Annotated in this window: 16 protein-coding genes; 1 reads left to right on the forward strand and 15 read right to left on the reverse strand. The window is 64.1% G+C overall.

Annotated features, from left to right (window positions below):
- Nucleotides 1–22: 22 nt before the first annotated feature.
- The 10 genes from bcsC to gltS form a co-directional block, all read right to left on the reverse strand.
- Nucleotides 23–3,565, reverse strand: a complete 3,543-nt coding sequence (gene bcsC, locus NPS47_RS17580; RefSeq protein ID WP_274296090.1) for a cellulose synthase complex outer membrane protein BcsC — start codon at nucleotides 3,563–3,565, stop codon at nucleotides 23–25.
- On the reverse strand, nucleotides 3,553–4,653 hold the full coding sequence (gene bcsZ / locus NPS47_RS17585) for a cellulose synthase complex periplasmic endoglucanase BcsZ (RefSeq protein WP_274296091.1): 1,101 nt from the start codon (nucleotides 4,651–4,653) through the stop codon (nucleotides 3,553–3,555). Before bcsZ ends, bcsC begins: the two co-directional genes overlap by 13 nt.
- Nucleotides 4,650–6,956, reverse strand: coding sequence for a cellulose biosynthesis cyclic di-GMP-binding regulatory protein BcsB (bcsB, locus tag NPS47_RS17590; RefSeq protein WP_425313524.1), 2,307 nt, complete (start codon nucleotides 6,954–6,956; stop codon nucleotides 4,650–4,652). The genes bcsZ and bcsB overlap by 4 nt, the downstream gene beginning before the upstream one ends.
- Nucleotides 6,953–9,550, reverse strand: a complete 2,598-nt coding sequence (gene bcsA / locus NPS47_RS17595) for a UDP-forming cellulose synthase catalytic subunit (protein ID WP_274296092.1) — start codon at nucleotides 9,548–9,550, stop codon at nucleotides 6,953–6,955. Before bcsA ends, bcsB begins: the two co-directional genes overlap by 4 nt.
- The gene (gene bcsQ / locus NPS47_RS17600) at nucleotides 9,547–10,281 is read right to left on the reverse strand and encodes a cellulose biosynthesis protein BcsQ (RefSeq protein ID WP_274296093.1); all 735 of its coding nucleotides are present in this window, start codon (nucleotides 10,279–10,281) and stop codon (nucleotides 9,547–9,549) included. Before bcsQ ends, bcsA begins: the two co-directional genes overlap by 4 nt.
- Nucleotides 10,278–10,487, reverse strand: coding sequence for a cellulose biosynthesis protein BcsR (gene bcsR, locus NPS47_RS17605; protein ID WP_274296094.1), 210 nt, complete (start codon nucleotides 10,485–10,487; stop codon nucleotides 10,278–10,280). Before bcsR ends, bcsQ begins: the two co-directional genes overlap by 4 nt.
- A 23-nt stretch (nucleotides 10,488–10,510) precedes the next feature.
- A complete protein-coding gene (gene bcsG, locus NPS47_RS17610; RefSeq protein WP_274296095.1) occupies nucleotides 10,511–12,109 on the reverse strand; it encodes a cellulose biosynthesis protein BcsG in 1,599 nt (532 codons plus the stop codon).
- Nucleotides 12,102–12,290, reverse strand: coding sequence for a cellulose biosynthesis protein BcsF (locus NPS47_RS17615; RefSeq protein WP_274296096.1), 189 nt, complete (start codon nucleotides 12,288–12,290; stop codon nucleotides 12,102–12,104). The genes bcsG and NPS47_RS17615 overlap by 8 nt, the downstream gene beginning before the upstream one ends.
- Complete coding sequence (gene bcsE, locus NPS47_RS17620; protein WP_274296097.1) at nucleotides 12,287–13,825, reverse strand: cellulose biosynthesis protein BcsE; 1,539 nt, start codon at nucleotides 13,823–13,825, stop codon at nucleotides 12,287–12,289. Before bcsE ends, NPS47_RS17615 begins: the two co-directional genes overlap by 4 nt.
- A 327-nt stretch (nucleotides 13,826–14,152) precedes the next feature.
- Nucleotides 14,153–15,367: a sodium/glutamate symporter gene (gltS, locus tag NPS47_RS17625; protein WP_274296098.1), complete on the reverse strand. Its 1,215-nt coding sequence runs from the start codon at nucleotides 15,365–15,367 to the stop codon at nucleotides 14,153–14,155.
- Nucleotides 15,368–15,788: 421 nt separating this feature from the next.
- Here gltS and NPS47_RS17630 point away from each other — a divergent pair, with 421 nt between their 5' ends.
- Complete coding sequence (locus tag NPS47_RS17630; RefSeq protein ID WP_274296099.1) at nucleotides 15,789–16,496, forward strand: peptidoglycan-binding domain-containing protein; 708 nt, start codon at nucleotides 15,789–15,791, stop codon at nucleotides 16,494–16,496.
- A 30-nt stretch (nucleotides 16,497–16,526) separates the two neighbouring features.
- On the opposite strand, the gene NPS47_RS17635 is transcribed toward NPS47_RS17630, so the two are convergent.
- The 5 genes from NPS47_RS17635 to NPS47_RS17655 form a co-directional block, all read right to left on the reverse strand.
- Complete coding sequence (locus NPS47_RS17635) at nucleotides 16,527–17,330, reverse strand: alpha/beta fold hydrolase (RefSeq protein WP_274296100.1); 804 nt, start codon at nucleotides 17,328–17,330, stop codon at nucleotides 16,527–16,529.
- Between the two features lie 151 nt (nucleotides 17,331–17,481).
- Complete coding sequence (locus NPS47_RS17640; RefSeq protein ID WP_274296101.1) at nucleotides 17,482–18,294, reverse strand: class I SAM-dependent methyltransferase; 813 nt, start codon at nucleotides 18,292–18,294, stop codon at nucleotides 17,482–17,484.
- Nucleotides 18,295–18,510: 216 nt separating this feature from the next.
- Complete coding sequence (gene lipA / locus NPS47_RS17645) at nucleotides 18,511–19,479, reverse strand: lipoyl synthase (protein ID WP_274296102.1); 969 nt, start codon at nucleotides 19,477–19,479, stop codon at nucleotides 18,511–18,513.
- Between the two features lie 24 nt (nucleotides 19,480–19,503).
- A complete protein-coding gene (gcvT, locus tag NPS47_RS17650; RefSeq protein WP_274296103.1) occupies nucleotides 19,504–20,628 on the reverse strand; it encodes a glycine cleavage system aminomethyltransferase GcvT in 1,125 nt (374 codons plus the stop codon).
- A gap of 9 nt (nucleotides 20,629–20,637) precedes the next feature.
- Nucleotides 20,638–22,014 (reverse strand): L-serine ammonia-lyase, encoded by a 1,377-nt coding sequence (locus NPS47_RS17655; RefSeq protein WP_274296104.1) that lies wholly within the window; start codon nucleotides 22,012–22,014, stop codon nucleotides 20,638–20,640.
- Nucleotides 22,015–22,032 lie beyond the last annotated feature (18 nt).

The raw sequence follows: 22,032 nt of genomic DNA on the forward strand, positions 1-22,032 counted from the left end.
GCACTCTCCTGTTCCATCGGTTTCAACGAAACTCCGCATAAGGCTTGAGCGGGTTCACCGGCAACGGCAGGTTGCCCTGCCAGGGGTCAAAGCTGTAACGCAGGTAGAGCAACGCGCGATTGGGCGAGTAGTCTTCGCTGCGCTGCAGGGTGAACCCGCCGCCCAGCACCCAATGATCATCCAGGCGCCGCTCGACCATGGCCTGGGCCAGATAGCCCAGGCCCTTGTTGTTGTCGCCTTCACGCGTACCGTCGATGTTGCCTTGCGCCCCACCATAGTAGTTGACGATGTCATCGTTGACCGAAGACAGCGGGAAGGTACGCTCATCATCACTGCGCGCCCAGGAATAGCCCAGCGAGCCTTCCAGGTAAACCGACCAGTCAGGGTTGCGCCAGGCGTAGCTGACCGGCACGCCGAACGACAGGTAGCGCTGCGGGCTGTAGTAACCGCCCTGGCCCAGGGTGTAGCCGCTGAGGTTGCGGTCGTACTGCCAGGTCATGGCCGTGGCACCGATGCGCAGTTCTTCGTCAACACGGTTGATCAGGCGGTAGTAGTACCCGCCCAGGGCGCGCCAGCGCTTGTTGTCTTCGACGTTCTTGCCCTGCAGCCAGTGGTAACCGAGGCTGGCCCACACGCCATCGTCCAGGCCATGATCACGACTCAGGCCCAGAGTAAGCCCGGTAGCCGTCACCCCACCCCAGCTGATACCGGTGCGCGGATCCTCGGCGCCGGCGTAGGACAGCAACGAGTTGTTCATCGGCCGCCGCGAGCCGGTCAGCGACCAGCCGATACCGTGGGTCTTGCCATCGAAGGTGACGCCGCCCAACAGGTTCTGCACCTCGAAGCCCATGGGCGAAGTGCCGATGTCGGCGCTGATGCCATCGCCCTGCCAACCGGCGGCCAGGGTGACACCATCGGCGGTTTCCTTGCCGCCAGGGCAACCCGTGTTGGTAACGCCCTTGCCGCCAAACGAACAGCTGCCGAAGGCTTCGCGATGCAGGCCGTCGGCGTCAGTATCGAAACTCGCCGCACGTAGTGCCACCTGCTCGACACGGGCAAAGCCGAGGCCATCACCGACCGGCATCTGTGCATGGACCATGGTCGTCGAGGTGGTGAGATCGGAAATACCCTCGGCACCATCGTTGTCGCGCCAGCCGTAATCCTGCTGGACGGTCACGGTCGGGCTCTGCCGCTGATAGCGTTTGTCGACATCCTGGCGCAGGCTTTGCAGTAACCAGTCGTCTTCATCCTTGGCGCGGCTGGCGCGGGTCAAGGCGATGTCATCGCGCGGGCTGGCCTGTTCGGCACTCAGCAACCCGGCATCGCGCATGGCCAGTGCGTAGTAATCCAGCGCCTGGTCTGCCTGTTCGCGCGGCAGCGTGCGTGCCAGGTCGCGGTAAAGCAAGGCATCCGGGGTGGTCTTGCGCTCGGCCACTTCGGCCAGCAGCACCCGCGCCTTGTCACGCTCACCCACCGCGGCCCAGGCATTGCCCAGGCGCCGTCGCTCGTCGACGCGCTCTGCAGGTATCTGCGGTTCATCGCGCTGCAGCATCTGCCGGGCAGCCGTTGTCTCGCCGCGTTCGATCAAGACCTCGATATGCCCCAGACGCGCCTGCGGGCTGTCCGCTTGCAGGGCCAGCATACGGGTGTAGTAGCCATCGGCTGCACTCAGATCCCCCGACTGCCGCGCCCAGCCGGCCAGTTGCTGCAGGTCGCCCAGCTGTTGCGTGACCGGCTGACCGGCAGCCAGTTGGCCTTCCAGCACAGCCATCGCCCCGGCAATGTCGCCACTGTCGGCCAGGGCGCGGGAGCGGTCGAGAACCACCTGGCGCTGCAAGCGCTTGTGCAAGGCCTGCATGCCGTCGTTCCACTGCCGGGCGGGCACTTGTTCAAGGCTGTCCAGCCCGGCCTGACTGCGCCCGTCCGATTCCAGGTACAAACCATGGGCGAAGCGTGCGCTCGGTTCCTGGCCCTGGCGCGCCAGCAGATCGGCGAACACGGCATCCGCTTGCGGCCCCTTGCCCTGCATGCGCAAGGCGCGGGCCAGATCGCTGGCCAGCCACGGGTCGTTCGGCGCGAGCTGACGGGCCTGACTCAATTGACGCTCGGCGCCCGCCCAGTCCTGGCGCTCCAGCGACTGCCGGGCCTGACTGCGCAACAGCGCCAGTTGCGAACTGCCAGCCGACTGTCCATTGCTCTGCGCAGCCCACTGGCGCTGCCCGGCCGGCAAGCTGGCGACGTAGCGCGAATGACGTGCCGGCGATTGCGCCTGGTACAAGCGTGACAAGGCGCGCACGGTGTTTTCGTTGCCCGGCTGCAGGCGCGACGCTTGCAGGTAGTACTGTTCGGCGCGCGGCAGTTGCTTGCGCGCCATCGCCACATTGCCCAGTCCGAGCAGCGCCAGCGGTTCCTTGGGATCACGGCGGGCGGCTTCTTCATAAGCCTGTTGGGCGACGTTGTAGTTGCCTGCGTTCAGCGCCTGACGGCCGCGTTGCATCAGCAGCCAGTATTCGGTGGACGCCAGCAGTTCGTGCCATTTACTCAGGATATAGGTGTCCTGCTCTTCGGCGACCGCCTGCTTGAGCCAGTCGAGCGCCTCCTGACGACGGCCCTGACGCGCCAGGGCCAGGCCCAGGTAGCCCTTGAGGGTGGCGTCCTTCGGGTACGCCACCAGGGCCTTGCGCAGGTTGCGCTCGGCCAGCGCCGGGGTGCGCTTTTCCACCAGCATGCGGATGCCCAGTTGACCGGCACGCCAGGCTGGATCACCGGTGAGTTTTTGTTGCCCGGCCAGCAGTTCCTGCACCTGGGCTTGATGGGAATCCCCGGGGTAGCGCTCAAGGAACGTCTGCCAGGCACGGACGCTGGCATCGCTGACCGGTTGCTTGCTCAGATAAGCGTATTCCAGGCCGGCCGCGAGGTTGCGTGACTGGCTTTCGCCGGCCATGCGCTTGACCACGATCAGCGCCTCGTCGTTGCGTTTGGCGCGGAACAACTGCTCGGCGAGAAACTGCTGCAGTTCCGGACTGCCCGGGTACTGCTTGTCCAGGGCATACAGGTGGTCGATGGTGGTGGGCAACTGCTCGGGCAAGCGACTGCGGATGCGCCAGTACTCCAGCGCCAGCTCCAGGCTTGGCGGCTCGCCCTTGCCAAACGCCGCGTCATAACGGGTCAGTGCCTCCTCGAAACGCCCGGCCGTGGCCAGCAGACGGATCTGTTGCAGGGTCTGCTCGCCCTCCCCGCTGTTCATTTCCAGCAGGCGCTGCATCTGCCGGTCTTGCGGGCTGTCCGGGGCCAGGCGATGCAGGTCGGCATACAGTTGCCGGGCGCGGTCAAGTTCGCGGGTGCGCACCGCCTGGCGGATCGAGGCGGTGAGCGCGTCGAGGTTGTTCGGCTCCAGCAGGCGCAAGCGCGCCAGGGAGTCTTCCACCAGGCTCTCGCGGTGCGTCGCTTCGCCCAGGCGGATCTGCTGCATCAGCCATTCGCGCTGTTCGCCACGGTCAGCGGGCTGGGCCAGCAGCGTCAGAGGGACGGCGCTCAGGCACAGTAATGTCGTCAGTTTTCGCATTGCGCTTTTTCCCAGCCGGGTACCAGTCTTCCTTTGGCGTCGAATCGATAGCGACGCTCATCCCATCCCTGGCCAAACAGGCTCAGTACGCGGTTGTAATATCCACTGGCCGGCGCTTGCACCAGGCGCTGACGTTGCTGTTGCAGGCCATGCTGCTCTTTCAGCGCCGTCAGCAGCGGCAGCAAGGCGGCCGAAAAGCCCGCCGGGCCGTGACCACTGGCCTCACCCGTTTCGACATTGACGGTTTCCGGCGGAACGCCTTGTTCGAGGGTCAAGGCAACCATGGGCCGGTAGCGTTCGAGCAACGCCTGACGACCGCTGGCAGCCGGGTCGAGCATGCCCAGCCACAAGTACACGCGGATGGCATCGTAACTGCCCTTGGCACCATTGACCGGGTCACTGGCCAAGCTGCCGTTGTCGCGCAGCGCCAGCCAGTCGGGGGCCAATCCCTTGGGCGCACTGTCGAGCAACAGTTTGCGGCTGTTACGCGCCAGCTCCTCCCAGAGCGGCGCCAGTTCGGCAAAACGGTCCAGCACCTGCGGCGGCAAGTAGCTGGGGTTCAGCCGGGTGCCCTGCGCGGTGGTAAAGCCGCGATCACCCGGCAGCAGCATCACACCGACGCCGGGCAGCGGCCGCAAGGTCTGTGCGGCAACCCGCCAGAGCACCTGGATGGCCAGTTCGCGATACTCGGCCACGGCCCACAAACGCCCGGCTTCCAGCAGGCTGTAGGCCAGCCACAGGTCGGCATCGCTGGCGTTGTTGGCGTCCAGCACGCGCCATTTGCCTTTGTCGTCCTGCCCCCACTTCCACGCCGGCAACTGCTTGCTCAGGTTGCCGCCGGCGAGGTTGTTCTCGGTCCAGTTGAGCAGTTGTTTGAAGCGCTCGTGATCGTTCGCCACCAGGGCGAAGAACAGTCCGTAGGTCTGCCCTTCGGAGGTGCTGATACGCCCTTGGGCCGGATCGATCACCCGCCCGTCCGGGCTGACCAGGTCAGCCTTGAACTGCTCCCAGGCCGGCCAGCAACTGGCCGTCGCGAGCGACGCGCACAGCCACAGCGCACCGCCCAGCAGCCACTTCGAAGCGGTCATTCCTTGCCCTCAAGCAGGCGCCGGCGCGCGACCCAGGCCAGCAGACGCCAGGCCACCACGCCCAGCAGAACAATGCTCAGCACCGCGCCCAGGGCCAACAGCACCGGGTGATAGGAGAGCTTCACCCAGAGCAGCATCCACCACGGCAGCCGACCGACGAAGTAAGTGTCGCCGACATAGTGGCTGCTGACGCCGCTGCTGCGGATCAGGCTGACCGAGCCGCGGATATGGTCATTGAGCTTGCCCGGATCGGTCAGGGCCTGGCGCAGCAATGTGTAGTCGGCATTGTCGCTGGCCAGCAGCGCAACGATGCTGCGTTGCGAGTGGAACGGCGACTGCATGCCGGTGATCGCCGCAATCGGCGCGCGGGCGATCACGTCGACCTGACTGGCAGGTTTGTTGCGCACATCTTCACGCAAGCGCTGCGCACTGCTGGCATCCAGCGGCCACGGCGAGCGTGCCTGGCGTAGCCAGTCGCGCGAACGGTCGAGCAGCAGGTTCAGCTCACGGCCGTTGCCGTTACGCAGGTCGTCCGGCAGCGGGCCGAGCACCAGTAGGTCGGCGTCGGCCTTGGCGGCCACCGCCCAGTCGTCAGCCAGTTGCAGCCCGAGTGCCGGGTAACCGATGCGCGAGGCCATCCCGGCGACCAGGTCGAGCATGGTGCCCAGTTGCAGTTCGTTGGGCTTGCCCGGCATCAGCAGCAGGGTCTGCGACAGGTCGGCCATGCGGCTGAAGGGGAAGGCACTGCGGGCGAACGCGCGCAGGTCGGGCATGGCGATGTAGTGGTAGTAGCCGGACAGATCGATGGTCGAGTTCTCGTCGATGGCTGCCTGCACGTCCGCCGGCAGGAAGGTCTGGCACTGGCCGTTCTGGGCGTTGCCGACCTTGCTGGCGAAGCTGAAGTCGTAACGCAGCTTGTTGCGGTCTTCGACTTTTGCTGCCGGTACCAGGGTCTTGTCGGACAGCGTCGAGGTATCCGCGGAGAACACCCGTGTGCGCAGTTCCTGCAAGGCCGCGCCCATACCGTCGGAGCCTGGCAGCGGAATGCTGCCGACGAAGTGATCGTTAAGGCGGATGGTCAGGCGTGATTCGTCGGTGACCACCGGTGGCGTGTAGCGATACAGGGTCTGCACGGCAACGCCCTGGTTGCGCCAGACGAACAGATCAGGCGGTACGTTGAGCGACAATTCGATCGGCTGCGGCCGCAGGCCGTTGACCTGCAGCTGGCCCGGGTATTCCTGCAGCTCGGCGAAACGCACCGGGCGGTCGGTACGCACCCAGTTTGGCGCATCGTAGGGTTCACGTGGCTTGAGCTCCTGAACCCCTTCCACCGCCACCCGCGAGCCACGGAACAGGTCAGTGCCCACGGCCAGTGCCGAAGCGGCCTTGACCAGATCGTCTTCGTTGCGACCGAGCACCAGCAGCACCTTGCTGTAGCGGTTGTCCGGGTGGGTGATCTGCTGAATCACTGGCCCTTCTACCGGCGGAAAACGCTCAAGGTCGGCGAGGAACGCCGGACGCCGGTCGTTGGTGGCGAAGACAATGCTCGGCAGCGGTTGCGTAGCGGTCTGTGCCGGTAGCTGGTTGTAGAGCACCGGGAAGGTCGCCATGCGCCATTTCGCCTTGCTGCCGAAATACGAGGCGATAATCGCTGCGGCCTTCTGCTCGCCAAGCCCCGGGCTGCCGGCGAAGACCATTGGAATGCTCAGTTGGTCAGTATCGCGTGGATCAAAATACGGCAGCGGGAAATACGCCAGGTCGTTGTCGGTGACCAGAGCCTGCTCATCGACCCGGATCACGCTTTTGCGGCTGACGTTCAGCCACAGCGAACTGTGTGCCGGGTCTTCGCAGATGTCGGTGTAGTGGCCGACGAACTCCACGCGCACGCGGTTGAAGTCCTGTACCAGTTTCGGATCGAGGGCCATGCGTTGCTGGCGCTGCTGGCCGATATCGTCGGCACTGATCGGCACCACACCCATGAGTTCGTCGTTGAGATAAACCCGCAGGTGCGACAGACGCGGCACCAGCGCCGGTGACGGGGTGAAGTTCAGCTCCAGCTCGACGCTGCTGGCGAGGCGGTCGCGACGCAGGCTGAATTCGATCTGGTCGCTGTTGCGCACGCCCATCAACAGACTGTCGCTACCGCGTCCCAGACTTTCGAAAGTTTGTGCACGCAACCAGTGGGGCACCTGCGGCGCCGCAGTCGTGGTTGCTGGCTGCTCTTCGGCCGCCAGGGTGAACGGCAAGCCCATGGCCGCCAGGAGCAGAGCCAGGGTCCATGGAGACAGGAATGAACGCTTCATGTCGTACTCTTCATTGAGTCGGAGGGAATGGGACGCGGCATCCGCGGGAAGAAACTGAGCAACCAGCGGGTTGCGCCGATGATCGGCATGGCCGGCAGGCGCACCCAGGCCGGGGCATACTCGATGACCCGGTAGTAGCCCATGGCTCCCAGTGCCAGCACATCGAAGAAACTGCGCAGTGGCCGGTCCGGCACATGGCTGTCGCTCCAGCCAAGCCAGTTGTCGGCGCGGGCGAAGGTGCACTGCACGTAGTCGATGCGTTGCTGCACGGTCAGCTCCGCCAGGCTGATACCGACCTTGCGCTCGGCGCAGCGCATGACCCGGCCAGGGAACACGAACTCGCGCCCGGCCCGCTCCAGCAGCAACAGCACCTGAGTGTCCGGCGCCAGCGCGCGGGGGCTTTCCAGCTCGATCCCGGCACCGCTGTCGGAGTAGTCGTAGAGCAGCCCCGGATAGAGATGGCCGTCGGGCAGGCGCAAGGCTGCCGGCAGTTCCACCGGCACACGCTGGAAGCGCCGCACCTGACGAACTTCGGCCGCCACCGCCAGCGCTGCACCGATCAACAGCAGGTTGTAGATCACCCACAACGAACTGACGATCACCGTGCCGTACTCGTTGCTCGGCCCGTAGAAAAAGCGCCAGACCGCAAAGGCCAGGCCCACCACGTTGAACGCGGCCAGCACCAGGTAAGGCCGGGCGATGCGCCAGTCGAGGCGGTCGCTCTCGTTCATGCCGCCCTTGACGGTGACGTCGAAGTTGCCACGTTTGGGCGAGAACAGTGCCACCAGGGTCGGGCGCATGATGTACCAGGCCAGCACCGACTCGTAGACCTCACCCCAGAAGGTTTGCCGGTACGGCCCCTGGACCCGCGAGTTGACCAGGCTGGCATGCAGCATGTGCGGCAGCACATAGAGCAACAACAGCACCGCCGGGGCATAGATTACATAGGCATGCAGCAGCAGGAACGCCAGTGGCGCGGTGAGGAAAATCAGCCGCGGCAGCCCGGACAGAAAATGCAGCATGGCGTTGGCGTAGCACAAGCGCTGGAACAGGCTCAGGCCCTTGCCCAGCAACGGGTTGTCCATGCGAAAGATCTGCACCATGCCGCGTGCCCAGCGAATACGCTGACGCACATGGGCGGCCAGGCTGTCGGTGGCCAGGCCCGCCGCCAGGGGAACGCGCATGTACGCCGAGTTCCAGCCGGCACGGTGCAGGCGCAAGGCGGTGTGGGCGTCTTCAGTCACGGTCTGGGTGGCAAAGCCGCCGATGTCGTCCAGCGCCGAGCGGCGCAATACCGCGCAGGAGCCGCAGAAGAAGGTGGCGTTCCACAGGTCGTTGCCATCCTGGATCAGGCCGTAGAATAACTCGCCTTCGTTGGGCTTGCGGCGGAACGAGCCGAGGTTGTGCTCGAACGGGTCGGCGGAGAAGAAGTGGTGCGGGGTCTGTACCAGGGCCATTTTCGGGTCCTGGAGGAACCAGCCTACGGTCAACTGCAGGAACGCCCGCACCGGGATATGGTCGCAGTCGAACACCGCGACCAGATCGCCGGTCAATTGCTCCAGCGCGTGGTTGAGGTTGCCCGCCTTGGCACCGTGATTATCGTGACGGTCGATGTAGCCAACCCCGATCTCTTTGGCGAAGGTACGAAACTCTTCGCGGGCGCCGTCATCAAGGATGTACACCTTGAGTTTGTCGCGTGGCCAGTCCAGGCCAAGGGCCGCCATGACCGTGGTGCGCACCACCGACAGGTCTTCGTTGTAGGTCGGGATGACCAGATCGACACTCGGCCACAAACGCCGGTCTTCTGGCAGGGCCAACACCGGCCGGCGCAACGGCCAGACGCTTTGTACAAAGCTGAGGATCAGCACCAGCCAGGAATAGGTCTCGGCCAGCAACAGGATCATGCCGAGGATCAGGTCGAGGTCGTTTTCCCAGTGCAGTGTCGAGGTGTAGCGCCACCACAGGTAGCGGCAGGAGATGGTGATCGACAGGATGATCATCATCAGCGTCGGAAAACGCCCGGGCATATAGCGCATCAGCATCGCCATCGCCCCCAGGGTGACGACGAACACCAGCTGTGCATAGAGGTTGAACGGCGAGGTAATGCACAGCAGCGCGATGACCATCCCGACCACTGCCAGGGTCCAGTAGAACACCCGTTCGCCGGTCGAGCCGCTCGCCTTGATCCGGCGCTGCGTCTGCGCCAGGGCGTCGCTGCGGCCGATAAGCCGCGGCAACCTGCGCATCAGCCCTACCAGCGGCAGGCGGGCGCGTTGCACCCCGGTATACAGACCGCGCCCCAGGCGTTGCCCCCAGCGAATGCCCTTGCCCCGTTTCAGATCGGCACCGCGTTCCGGACGTGCGGGGCGTAGCAGCAACAGCCAGAGGGTCTGCACCAGGCCACGCAGCGGGTCGCCGAGGCTCGGACGTTTATGCGCAAGCTGCGGATAATACTGACGCCAGTTGCGCAGCAGCCGTTGCCACTGCGGCGAGTCCAGGCGCAGAAATACCCAGGCCAGACTGGCACCGATGCTGAGCACGACGGCCGTAAACGGGCGTGCACCGCGCTGGCGATAGGCGCGATAGCGATTCATACGCGACGGGCCTCCTGTGCCAGTAGCCAGGTCGCCAGGCTGCGCACGTCATGGCTGGCCAGGGAGTCTGGCGCGTAGTGGCCCACCGGGCTCTTCCAGGCCAGCGCACCGGCCATGGCCTCGTCGCGGTGGATCAACTGGGGAATCAGTTGCGCATGGCGTTCGCCCCAGAGCAGCAGCAGGTCGCGTTGCAACTGGCTGACCGGGTCGAAACGGTTGACCAGCAGCAAGTCGCCGCCCGCCCCTTCAGTACACAACAGCGCATGGCATGCGGCGTCCGCCTCCACGACCCGGACACGCCTCGTCGCCTCCGGCAACAGCGGCAGCGCCGCTTGCCCGGCCGGCAACGTGGCGGGCAGGTCCAGCAGGATCCAGTCAAAGTGCGCCTGCAGGGTGTGCAAGCGTTGCGGCCACTCCTGCGGCTGGGTCCGTTGACGCTGCTCCAGCACGCTCAACGCCTGCGCCGACAGCTGCCCGAATGGCAGCAGGTACAAGCCCTCCACCACCTGCAGCAAGGCCTCGTTCCAGCGTCCCTCGGCGTCCTGGTCGACCGTGGCCCAGCCATCTGGCGCCTCCAGGGCCAGGTTGCAGTGCAGGCGCAACAGGTTGCGCGGGTGCAGGTCGACCATCAGCACGCGTTGCTGCAACAGGTGCAAGGCAAAGCCCAGGCCGGCAAGCACCGACGTCGTACCGACACCACCACGAATACCGCTCAGTGCCACCACCGTCATAGGGTCGGCGCCTGGTGACTGACTTGCGCGATTGTGACGCTATCGCTCGACCAGCCATCGCTTTCGGCCAGTAACGGCCAGCGCCGGCAGGCGGCAAGCAGCTCGCCTTCGCGGCTGATGTCCTGGTACGGCATGCCTTCATCGCCCAGGCGCTGTTTGAGCCGGGCGATGTCATCGCTGCGCAGTTTCCGCTCGTCCTCGGTCATATCGCCTCCTCTTTGTTCGCGGCTCATTCGGGATACAGCATCCATTGCGTTTGTCCCTTGATGCGTACGTAGGGCCGGCCCTGGAACTCGACCACGGCAGAATCGGAGTTCTCCGAAACTGCCGCGGTGGTCGGCAGGTCGTGGGTCAACGCCGCCAGGTCGAGCGGCCCGCCCTGCTGTGCATACAGCCGGGCAATCAGCTCGGAGACCGCCAGGTAGCTGGACGGCGCAGTGACATGCTGAGGCCCTTGCTGGTCGTTTTCGCCCATGTTGATCAGCTTGATCACCGCCGGGACGTGGGTGATGGAGCGCGACGGAATCTCGCGCATGCCGGAAATCTGCATGCGGTCACCGTGCACCGCCGCACCATGTTCCGGCACCAGCACCAGCACCACGCGCCGCCCGCTTTGCTCGACCATGTCGATGAACTGGTCGATGTCGCCGAGGAAGTTCTTCGCCCGTTCCTGGAACGAGGCGCGCCGGGTGCTGCCATCGGCATTGGTGATGCGGTTGCCGTCATGCAGGGTGATGGTGTTGTAGAACAGCGACACCGCAGGTTTCTGCTCCTTGAGCCGATGCGTCCACCAGGCCTGCAGCACGTCGTGGTCGCGGGCAATGTTGGCGCCGTCGTACGACTTCAGCGCCGTGGGGAACTCGTCGCTGCTCATCAGCGGTGCAGGCAGGTGCTGACCGGCGAGGAAGGTCATGTATTTACGGGTGATCGGGCCGTTGTGGTTGAGCATCAACTCGGGGCTGTAACCGAGCTTGGCCAGGTTGTCGAACAGCATGCACTGCTCGTTCGCCGGCTCGTACAACTTGATGTGATGCGGCTGGCCACAGCTGGCGCGCAGCATGCGGATCGCTGCCGGGCCACTGTATGAAGTCGCCGAGTTGAAGCGGTCGAACACCACGTTCATGCGCCGGAACAAGGCGTTGTCGCGCATGCCGGCATCTTCCAGATCGTCCCAGGCCAGCGAGCAGACGTTGAGCACCAGCAGGTCGAATGGCTCGGCCGTCGGGTTGCGCTCCGGGAAGCGGGTCATCTTGCCCGACTGCTCGCGATAGAACTGATCCAGCCAGGCATCGATGGCCTTGCTTTCGGCCAGCGGGCTACTGGCACCCTGGTTGGTACCCGCCTCGCTGGCGACCGACTGCACCGGTGCACTGATCGCCGGTAAAGCGCCGACCAGGTACACCCACAGCAGCAACGCAACGCTGACCAGCGTCAGGCGCACCCACGGGGCAATGAACAAGTAGGCCAGGCCGATGGCCAGGAGCACGCCGAGCACGTCCCAGTTGACGAAACGCCCAAGCAGGTCAATGACGTAGTCGACGGAAAACGCCAGCACCTCGGATTGCTCGAACAGCCTGCGAATCGGCGGGTACCAGGTGTCCTTGTAGAGCAGCGCGGCCCCCAGTGGCACCGCAACAGCGTTGCGCAGGCGCGGCAGCCATGGCCCCGGCAAGGGCAACAGCAGCCCGGCGGCGAGCAATAGATTGAGCAGCGCGTTGAAGTCCAGCAGGCCCATCCATAACAAGACAAACTTGCCGAGGAAATACAGGTTCCAAAGCCCCAGCTCCGGCCATTTCAGTACCGGCGCTGTGGCGACCGCGTCACTCATGGACGCCCTCCTTTTCGGCATCATGATTAATCCGCACACCCCGGGCGATGAGGTGGCGCGGTGGCAAACGGCGACTGAACCAGGTGACCAGACGTTGGCCCAACAGGAACAAGGCAATCGCTAGCGGTGCAGTCAATAAAGCGGTGAGGCCGATGACCCACAGCAGTTCTTCGTAGGTCATTGGCGCGCCTCCAGCACTTGCAGGGAAATCTTCTGTGGCTGTAGCGGCCGGAACGCCTCGGTGTCCGGCTGTGCCTCAGCCGGGTCGAGCACCAGGGCGTCGACCGCGGCGCTGTCATCGGACTGGAACTGCGGCAGCGACAGCACTTGCGAGGGCAGCACACTTTCGTAACCGCCAAGCACATCCTGCCAGGGCAGGCGGAACACATTGCGCAACGCGGCGTCGACCAGCGACGGGCTGCAGGCGAACAGGAACAGATAAGGCACATCACCGGCGATGCAGGCGATATCGCCATAGCGGCGCAGTTGCAGCTCCTGCAGCAGTGCGGTCGGGCTGAGTGTTGGCAAGGGCTGCAAGCGCAGCAACTGGTGACGCACCTCAGTGCCGACGGTGTTGTCGGCCATCTTCTTCGCCGCCGCAGCGAACGCCCGTGGCGACAGGCAGCCACGCACCTGCAGAGGCTGCAGGCGGGCTAGCAGCGCTGACGGTTCGGCCGCCAGTGGACGCTGCCAGCGGTGGCCCTGAATCGAGCGCACCAGGGTCAGGAAGCGCAGAAACGGCGTGCCCAGCGGCACCACCAGATTTGCGCCGCTGGCCAGCAGCAACTGTTCTTCGTGCTGACGCAGGCCTTGCAGCATCTCGCGTACCACCAGTTTGACCGCGCGCCCGCAATGACTGCGCAACTGGTACAGGCGCCTGGCCAGCGCGTTGACATCGTCGGTGCCGCTCAAGGCGAAGATCACGGTCGCCGCCTGCGCATCCATGCCCCGTTCCAGCAGCGCGTCCGGGTCGCCGAACAGGTGCCATTGCGCGGTTGGTGGCGTCTCGCCGGCCAGCACGGCAGTGTCTGCCAGGACCTGGCGCTGATCGTTGGCGATCGGCGCGGCGCGGTCATCGTCGGGGCGAGGCGACACGCGGAACCCGCTGCCCTCGTCTAACAGGAGGAAATCATGCGGGCCGTTGACGCCGGCGTCGTTACTCCAGAAGTGCACCAGCAGATGCCGCGCGCCCTGGGCCACGTAGACCTGGGCCAGGCCGGAAATGTTGTCGTTGTGGCGCAGCAGAATATCCAGCAGCGCCGGTGGTGGAGTATCGCCGACCACCAGCAGCGTACTGCCCACCGAACGCAGCCAGTCCTGAGCCCGGGAGCACCACAGCGCCAGGGATTCTGCCACCAGTTCGTCCCAGCCTTTGTGCGGCACCCGGATCAGCCAGATCGCCCCTTCCCCACCGCGCACTCGCGGCACGTCCTGGCGCACCGCCTGGATCATGTGTCTGGGGGACATCGCGGGCAGGTCGAACAGGGTCAGATGCCCTGGCCCGCGATCATCGGGAATCGCCTTGACCAGGTCGCGCGAGGCGCCGGCGGCATTGACCAGCAAGGCCCGCGCCGAGGCCGGCAGGCTCATCAGTAATTGTGTGCACAGCCGGTCGGCGGTGTCCGGCGACTCGCAGGCCAGCCAGTACAGGCCACCAATGCGCATTTCCGCTTGTCTGTCGGGAAGACCGGGCAATACCGGTGTCGACGCATGCAATAGCCACCTCCTTGAGGGCACAGGACAACAGTCCATCCAGTCAGGCGCGGTTGCAAAACAATGCACACACTACACGCCTCAATCCTGTCGAGCGTGCTGGGGGTTAAAAATAGAACGGGCCTGCAGCAAAGACTTTAGACCGATTTTCTCAAGTCGTATGACCTGCAGCAAAATCAAGCCGAGTGTCACCGTCAGCACCTCCGAATTTCGCTGGCCAACCCGTTCCATTGGTTGGCTATTTTGCGCGCGGCGAAATATCGGAGTTTGATGCAGGTCAGCAGTGGCGGCTAATGATCAACTGACGTGTAGCCGCCTGCCGGACGCCGCTTAAAGACCACTGAACATGCCAATGATCACGGCATTGACCAGGTCGATGAAAAAGCCGCACACCAACGGCACGATCAGGAATGCCTGGTGGGCCGCACCGTACTTTTGCGTCACGGTGGTCATGTTGACGATGGCCGTCGCCGTGGAGCCGAGGGTGATCCCGCCGAATCCGGAAGCAACCACACTGGCTTCGTAATCACGCCCCATGCAGCGGAACACCACAAAGTAGGTATAGAGAACCGTCAGCAGCACTTGCAGGGTCAAGGCGCACAGGATGAACATCAACGCCCCGCTGAGCTGCCATAACTGCAGCCCCATCAGGGCCATGGTCAAAAACATGCCCAGACAGATATCGGAGATCAACGCCAGGCCCAGGCTCGCACCGCTCCAGCTTTTGAGCTTCTGCTCGCCGACAACGGCAAGCACAACGTGGTGGATGACGATGCCGGCGAACAGGCAACTGACGAATTTTGGCAGGGTGATGCCGGCATCGACCAGCAGCAGGTTGAGGCCATAGCCGAGCATCAGCGTCAGGTTGAGCCACATCCAGGCCCAGAGCACATCGTAGTAGTTCACGCCCTTGTTCGGTTGATGTTCGAGAATGCCGATCTCCAGCGCGGCATCCCGGGAAGGCGTCAGGTTATGGCGCCGTATCAACTGGTTGGCGATCGGGCCGCCGATCACGCACGCAGCAATCAGGCCGACGGTGTTGCTGGCGATGCCCAGTTCATGTGCGTTGCTGATGCCGAGCTTCTCGACGAACAGCGGCGCCCAGGCCAATGTTGTGCCCACCCCGCCAGTCAGGGAAATCGAGCCGACCATCAACCCCGCCTTGGGGTCGAGGCCAAACACCTCGGCCAGGCCCATGCCCAGGGTGTTTTGCAGGACGATGAAGACACTGGCGAGCACCAGCAGGATCACTAGCGGGCGTCCGCCCTTGAGCAGTTGGCGTACATCCGATTTCAAGCCGATGCCGGCAAAGAAATACAGCAGCAAGGTGTCGCGAACCTGCAGATCGAACTCGACTTGGATATTCAGACCGAAGTACAGCAGGCTGGTCACCGCGGCACAGACGAAACCGCCGACAACCGATTCGGGAATGCAGTATTGACGCAGCAAGGTGCTGTGCTGGACAAGGGTTTTGCCGAGGAAAAGCAGGAGGATCGCAAGGGTAAAGCTCACGAGACCGTGAACCGGGAAAAGCTGGGAGGTCATCAACGCCTTCCTCTAATCTGAAAAAAGCATTATCACGATTTGCCCACTGCCGGTTCAGATCCGAATCAATAAAAGCTGATTCAGATCGCCCGCGTGGCGCACATTGACCAACCGGCGTGTTGGCCCCGGCAAGGATAGTCTCGTTCCATTCGTTACACACACCATCGCGGACGGGGCATCGCGGGGCAAGCCCGCTCCCACAGGGGGGGCATAGTGCCGCGCACGATTGGACAACTTTTGCGGCCAAAGCTACCGTCAATTGAAGTGCGACAAATCAGTGTCCACTCACCGTACGCTGCGAAACCTGCACGGGGCCGCGGCGCCGTGGATCTACCCCTTGATGTCCCGGCTGGAGAAGGTGCAGCGCCGCACACGGTGCAACCCGGCTGAGTTACCTGCACTGTCATCAGAGGGTCACGCTATGGTCACCGGAGAAGAGCTGTTCGCACTCGCTGCGACCAAGAAAGGCCAGAAATACGTGAATGTCCTGGTCCCCAAGGACAACCCGAACTGGAACGGCCCGTGGGACTGTGCAGAGTTCGTCTCCTGGGTGCTGTTCCAGAAGCTCAAGAAGCTCTATGGCTGCATCGACAACAAGGGCAATCCGGCGATCACTGAAGCGTACTCCGGCGCCTGGGTCAGAGACGCAAAGGATGGCACCCTGATCGTCACCGACGAGTCCGATGCGATGCTCACCGCCGGGGTCATTCTGATCCGCAAACCACCGCTGCCCGGGCAGATGGGCCATGTCGCCATTACCGATGGCCACGGCAAGACCATGGAGGCCGCCGGTACCAACCTTGGCGTTCGCGTCGGCAATGTCAGCGGCCGGGTCTGGGACCATATCTGCAGGGTGCCGAACGTTGCCTACAGCAGCGATGCGCGGGTGCCGCGCCTCAAGCCGCAACCACAGTTCATTCGGCTGCAAGAGCCGAACATCAAAAGTGCGAAGGTCAAGGAAATCCAGAACTGCCTGAAGGCCCTGGGCATTGACCCGGGAAAGATAGACGGCGAGTACGGTCCGCATACCACCGCTGCGGTGATTGCCTTCCAGGCCACTCACCGCCTGGTTGCCGATGGTATTGTCGGCCCGGCGACCGCCCGGGCGCTGAAGATCGAATGGCCCTGAGGCAGATGAGCAAGCCACGCCCGGTTGCGCTCAACGCTCTACATCAAGGAAGCGAACCACCTCTCCCAGCACCGCCTCAGGCGCCTCCCGGTGCGGGACATGGTGACAATCATCGAGGATCACGTACTCGCTGGGCCCTTGCGACAACCGGGCGATCCGCTGCGGGTGCAGCGCTGAGCCGTATTCATCATGCTCACCGTGCAGCACCAGTGCCGGGCAATGAATGGCATCTACGGTGCTTTCGATGGTCCAGTCGCCGAAAGCCTCTGCAAGCCATGTTCGGGTCCAGGCCGTCAGTACCCAGGGCGCTTTATCGCCATGGTATTTTTTCAAACGCGCCAGGTGCTCGGGCTGTTCGAACTGTACCTCGGCGGCACGAATGCCTTGCAGCGTGCGCTCTTCGACAAATGCCTGCGCAGCGATGGTGATCAATGCCATGCAATGTTGTGGGTACAAAGAGGCACAGACTGCTGCCATTGCCCCGCCGACGCTATGGCCCAGGACGACAAAACGCTCGACCTGTAACGCGGTCTTCAGGTGGGCAAAAAAGTACTCGGCTTCTTCGCGGATGAACTGCCGCGGCAAGCGTCCCGGATACTCATCGGACTGACCGAAGCCGAGCCGGTCATAGGCAATCACCTCTCGTCCAGTGGCCTGGCACAGCTGCCGGGGGAAGTCCCGCCACAGGGCAATGCAGCCCAGAGAGTCATGAAACAGGACTATCGGTGGCCTGTCCGGATTGCCCGGGCCATCGGCGGGGAACCATCGACGACAAAACAGCCGCCCTTGCGGTGTATCGATCCACAGCTCTTCGGTGTTGATTGACAATGACATGCGCAACCTCGGTTGATGGTTCCAGCCGCAGGATAGCAAGTTCAGAGTGGGCGTAACGGTCTTTGTGGGAGCGGGCTTGCCCCGCGATTGCGGGCTATCCGCCAAATCGCATCGCGGGGCAAGCCCGCTCCCACTGCAAGCCCGCTCCCATTCAGCGGCGGCTGATGACCACCTCCAGGTATTCACTGGGCACCACCAGCGACGAGGCCCCAGCCACGTTGTTGTCGTTCAGCAGTTGGGTAAGATCGCGTTCCAAAGCATAGGCGGCGTCACTCTGCAACGCGGCAAAGGCTTTGTGCACCGGGCCGTACCAGGTTCTGAACACGTCGATGAAATGCGCCGCCGAGCGATAGCGGAAATTGAACTGCTGACGGCTGACATTGATGACCCCGACGTTGTCGCCGAACAGCTGCTGCAACTGTTCTTCGTCACCCCAGCGCGACGGCGGCAGCGCCCCGGCAGGTGGCGGGACGTGCCGCCCGAGGGTCTTGAACATCTGCCCGATGAAACCTTGTGGTGTCCAGTTCGCCAGCCCGATCCGCCCGCCTGACCGGCAAACCCGGCTGAGCTCTCTTGCCGCCTGGGCCTGGTCGGGGGTGAACATCACCCCGAAGGTCGATATCACGGCATCGAAGGCACCGTCGGCAAAAGGCAGCGCCTCGGCATCGGCGGTTTGAAACACTACGCTCAGGTGCTCGGCCTGTGAGCGCTCTTCACCGCGTTTCAACAGCTCGGGCACGTAGTCTGTGGAGGTAACCTGACAGCCGCGCCGTGCAGCGGCAAGGGTCGCATTGCCGTTGCCGGCCGCTACATCGAGGACCTTTTCGTCCCAACGCAAGTCGCAGGCTTCGGCCAGGCGTTCGCCGACCAGTTGCAAGGTCGTACCGATCACTGCGTAATCGCCACTGGCCCACGCCGTCTGCTGGCGTGCCTTCAAGGCATTCAAATCCAGGGGTGTGCTCATTGTCTGCACCTGATGTATCCGCGCGGCCGTCAGCCTCTGCGGCGGTCAACGCGCCTTGGTCTTGTGGGTTGTTCACATCGCGGCGGCGGGCCGAGGATCCGCGCCCGCGCCTGCGACCAGATAAAACCCAACGCTGCCTGCGGTACAAGAACCGTTGGATACATGCATATAACCTTTGCGAATACCCCCCTCTGTCGGAGCGGGCTTGCCCCGCGATTACGGCAACCGAGCCTGCTGGTCGGCATGGTAGGACGACCGCACCAGCGGCCCGGACGCCACGTTCCTGAAGCCCATCGCCAGTGCCTGTTCGGCAAACCAGGCAAAGGTATCGGGGTGGACGAAACGCTGCACCGGCAGGTGGCTGCGCGACGGCTGCAGATACTGCCCCAAGGTCAGCATGTCGACCCGATGCTCGCGCAGGCGCTGCATCACCTCGATCACTTCGTCATCGGTTTCCCCCAGCCCCAGCATCAGCCCGGACTTGGTCGGTACCGCAGGCACGCGATGCTTGAAGTTTTCCAGCAAGTCCAGCGACCACTCGAAATCCGAGCCCGGCCGTGCCGCCTTGTACAGACGCGGCACGGTTTCCAGGTTGTGGTTGAACACATCCGGCGGCTCCTGTTCGGTGATCGCCAGGGCCACGTCCATGCGCCCGCGATAGTCAGGCACCAGAGTTTCCAGACGGATACCTGGCGACAATTTGCGGATCTCGCGCAGGCAGTCGACGAAATGCTGGGCGCCACCGTCGCGCAGGTCGTCGCGGTCGACCGAGGTGATGACCACGTACTTCAGGCGCAAATCGGCGATGGCAATGGCCAGGTTCTTTGGCTCATCGACGTCCAGTGGCTTGGGCCGGCCGTGGCCGACGTCACAGAACGGGCAACGTCGGGTACAGATGTCGCCCATGATCATGAAGGTCGCCGTACCGCCGGAGAAGCACTCGCCCAGGTTCGGACACGAGGCTTCCTCGCAGACACTGTGCAGTTTGTGTTTGCGCAGCAGCGCCTTGACCCGCGCTACTTCCGGCGACGTTGCAATCTCCACGCGGATCCACTCGGGTTTGCGCGGTACCTCTTCGGTAGGCAGGATCTTCACCGGGATACGCGCCACCTTCTCGGCACCGCGTAGTTTCACCCCGGTCTGCAACGGCTGCGGGCGAGTGGCGACAGCTTGGGTTTCGTTCATGCTCATGCTCCGGCAATCTGGCCTTCAGCCACGGTAGTAACGTTGCGCCACGAACGGCGTGCGGACGACGACCATCGGCACCCGCTTGCCGCGCACCAGGGCAAAGACTTCGCTGTCCATCGACGCATGCTCGCTCTGCACATAGCCCATCGCCAGCGGCCCACCCAGGCTCGGGCCGAATCCGCCACTGGTAACGCGACCGATCACCTGCTCTTGGGCATCGACGATCAGCGCCCCTTCGCGCACCGGCACCCGCTCTTTGGGCAACAGACCGACGCGCTTGCTGACCACGCCTTCGCGCTGCTGGGCAAAAATCCGCTCGGCACCGGGGAAGCCACCGGCGCGTACGCCATCGGCACGCCGGGCCTTGGAAATCGCCCAGGTCAGGCTGGCCTCGATCGGCGTGGTGCGCCGCTCCATGTCATGGCCGTACAGACACAGTCCGGCCTCCAGGCGCAGCGAATCCCGGGCGCCCAAGCCGATGGCCTCGACCTCGGCCTCGGCCAGCAGCGAACGGGCGAGCATCTGCGCAGCCTCTGCAGGCACGGAGATTTCATAACCGTCCTCACCGGTGTAACCGGAGCGGCTGACGTAGCAGTCGACACCGAGCATCCTCACTTGGGCGAACTGCATGAAGGTCATGCTGCCGACCTGCGGCGCCAGGCGTGCCAGCACCCTGGCCGCCGCCGGGCCTTGCAGGGCGAGCAAGGCGCGGCTGTCGAACAGCGACTCGACTTCGCACTGCCCTTCCAGATGCTGCTTGAGGTGGGTCAGGTCCTGGTCCTTGCAGGCGGCATTGACCACCAGGAACAGCTCGTCGTTGCCCAGGTTGGCGACCATCAGGTCGTCGAGGATGCCGCCATCGTCGTTGGTAAACAGTGCATAGCGCTGCATGCCCACCGGCAGGTCGATGATATCGACCGGCACCAGCGCTTCCAGCGCCTTGGCGGCACCGGCGCCGCGCAGGCGGATCTGGCCCATGTGCGAAACGTCGAACAGGCCGGCCTGCTCACGGCAGTGCAAGTGTTCCTTGAGCACGCCCAGCGGGTACTGGACCGGCATGGCGTAGCCGGCGAATGGCACCATGCGCGCCCCGAGTTCCAGGTGCAGACCCTGCAACGGCGTTTGTTGTAGTTGTTCTGTGGACATGGGTGACTCCTAGCATTCGATGATGTTGACTGCCAGCCCGCCGCGGGCCGTCTCTTTATATTTGCTTTTCATGTCGGCACCGGTCTGGCGCATGGTGCGGATCACCTTGTCGAGCGAGACGAAGTGCTGGCCGTCGCCGCGCAGGGCCATGCGTGCGGCATTGATGGCCTTGACCGAGCCCATGGCATTGCGCTCGATGCACGGCACCTGCACCAGCCCGCCAATCGGGTCGCAGGTCAGCCCGAGGTTGTGCTCCATGCCGATTTCGGCGGCGTTCTCGACTTGCTGCACGCTGCCACCGAGCACTTCGCACAAGGCCCCGGCCGCCATCGAACAGGCCACCCCGACCTCGCCCTGGCAGCCCACTTCGGCACCGGAGATCGAAGCGTTTTCCTTGTAGAGGATGCCGATCGCGGCGGCAGTGAGCAGAAAACGCACCACTCCGTCCTCGTTGGCCCCCGGTACGAATCGCGTGTAGTAATGCAGTACCGCCGGGATGATGCCGGCCGCGCCATTGGTCGGTGCGGTGACCACCCGTCCGCCGCTGGCGTTTTCCTCATTGACCGCCAGGGCGTAAAGGTTGACCCAGTCGAGCACCGAAAGGCTGTCGCGCAAACCGGCTTCAGGGCTGGCACTCAACTGCCGGTGCAGCGCCGCGGCACGGCGCTTGACCTTGAGCCCGCCAGGCATGATGCCCTCGGTACGGCAGCCGGCCTTGACGCAGTCCTGCATCACCTGCCAGATGTGCAGCAAGCCCTCGCGCGTTTGCTCCGGGCTGCGCCAGGCGGTCTCGTTCTCGGCCATCAACTGGCTGATCGAGAGGCCGTGCTGGGCGCATTGCGCCAACAGCTCGCGCCCGCTCAGAAAGGGAAAGCGCAGCGGCGTACGATCTTCGACGATGCGGTCGGCGCCCACCGCCGCTTCGTCCACCACAAAGCCGCCGCCCACCGAGTAATACTCGCGACTGCACAGCTGCAGCCCGGCCGCGTCGAAGGCGCGCAAGATCATGCCGTTGGGGTGATAGGGCAAGGGCTTGCGGATCATTGCCAGGTGTTCTTTCTCGACGAAGCGGATGCGCTTCTCGCCCAGCAGCGCCAGCGTCCCGCTCTGGCGAATCATCCCCAGGCGGTCGGCCACCATCGACGTCTCGACGGTATCCGGGTGCTCGCCCTCAAGCCCCAGCAGCACAGCCTTGTCGCTGCCGTGGCCTTTGCCGGTGGCGCCCAGCGAGCCGTACAGCTCGGCACGCACGCCCTCTACCTGGGCCAGCAGCCCCTGCTCCCTGAGCCCTTCGACAAAGCGCGCCGCCGCGCGCATCGGCCCGACCGTATGGGAACTGGACGGGCCGATGCCCACCTTGAACAGATCAAAAACACTCAGCGACATACAGGCCTCCGCCATCGT

The organism is Pseudomonas putida, from assembly GCF_028682475.1.
Taxonomy (GTDB): Bacteria; Pseudomonadota; Gammaproteobacteria; order Pseudomonadales; family Pseudomonadaceae; genus Aquipseudomonas; species Aquipseudomonas putida_AG.

Bases quoted from the DNA above. Each gene is read 5' to 3' on its own strand.
- gltS (WP_274296098.1), bottom strand. From the start codon at position 15,367: ATGACCTCCCAGCTTTTCCCGGTTCACGGTCTCGTGAGCTTTACCCTT.
- bcsG (WP_274296095.1), bottom strand. From the start codon at position 12,109: ATGAGTGACGCGGTCGCCACAGCGCCGGTACTGAAATGGCCGGAGCTG.
- bcsZ (WP_274296091.1), bottom strand. From the start codon at position 4,653: ATGACCGCTTCGAAGTGGCTGCTGGGCGGTGCGCTGTGGCTGTGCGCG.
- NPS47_RS17615 (WP_274296096.1), bottom strand. From the start codon at position 12,290: ATGACCTACGAAGAACTGCTGTGGGTCATCGGCCTCACCGCTTTATTG.
- bcsA (WP_274296092.1), bottom strand. From the start codon at position 9,550: ATGAATCGCTATCGCGCCTATCGCCAGCGCGGTGCACGCCCGTTTACG.
- lipA (WP_274296102.1), bottom strand. From the start codon at position 19,479: ATGAACGAAACCCAAGCTGTCGCCACTCGCCCGCAGCCGTTGCAGACC.
- NPS47_RS17655 (WP_274296104.1), bottom strand. From the start codon at position 22,014: ATGTCGCTGAGTGTTTTTGATCTGTTCAAGGTGGGCATCGGCCCGTCC.
- gcvT (WP_274296103.1), bottom strand. From the start codon at position 20,628: ATGTCCACAGAACAACTACAACAAACGCCGTTGCAGGGTCTGCACCTG.
- bcsQ (WP_274296093.1), bottom strand. From the start codon at position 10,281: ATGACGGTGGTGGCACTGAGCGGTATTCGTGGTGGTGTCGGTACGACG.
- NPS47_RS17635 (WP_274296100.1), bottom strand. From the start codon at position 17,330: ATGTCATTGTCAATCAACACCGAAGAGCTGTGGATCGATACACCGCAA.
- bcsB (WP_425313524.1), bottom strand. From the start codon at position 6,956: ATGAAGCGTTCATTCCTGTCTCCATGGACCCTGGCTCTGCTCCTGGCG.
- NPS47_RS17640 (WP_274296101.1), bottom strand. From the start codon at position 18,294: ATGAGCACACCCCTGGATTTGAATGCCTTGAAGGCACGCCAGCAGACG.
- NPS47_RS17630 (WP_274296099.1), top strand. From the start codon at position 15,789: ATGGTCACCGGAGAAGAGCTGTTCGCACTCGCTGCGACCAAGAAAGGC.
- bcsC (WP_274296090.1), bottom strand. From the start codon at position 3,565: ATGCGAAAACTGACGACATTACTGTGCCTGAGCGCCGTCCCTCTGACG.
- bcsR (WP_274296094.1), bottom strand. From the start codon at position 10,487: ATGACCGAGGACGAGCGGAAACTGCGCAGCGATGACATCGCCCGGCTC.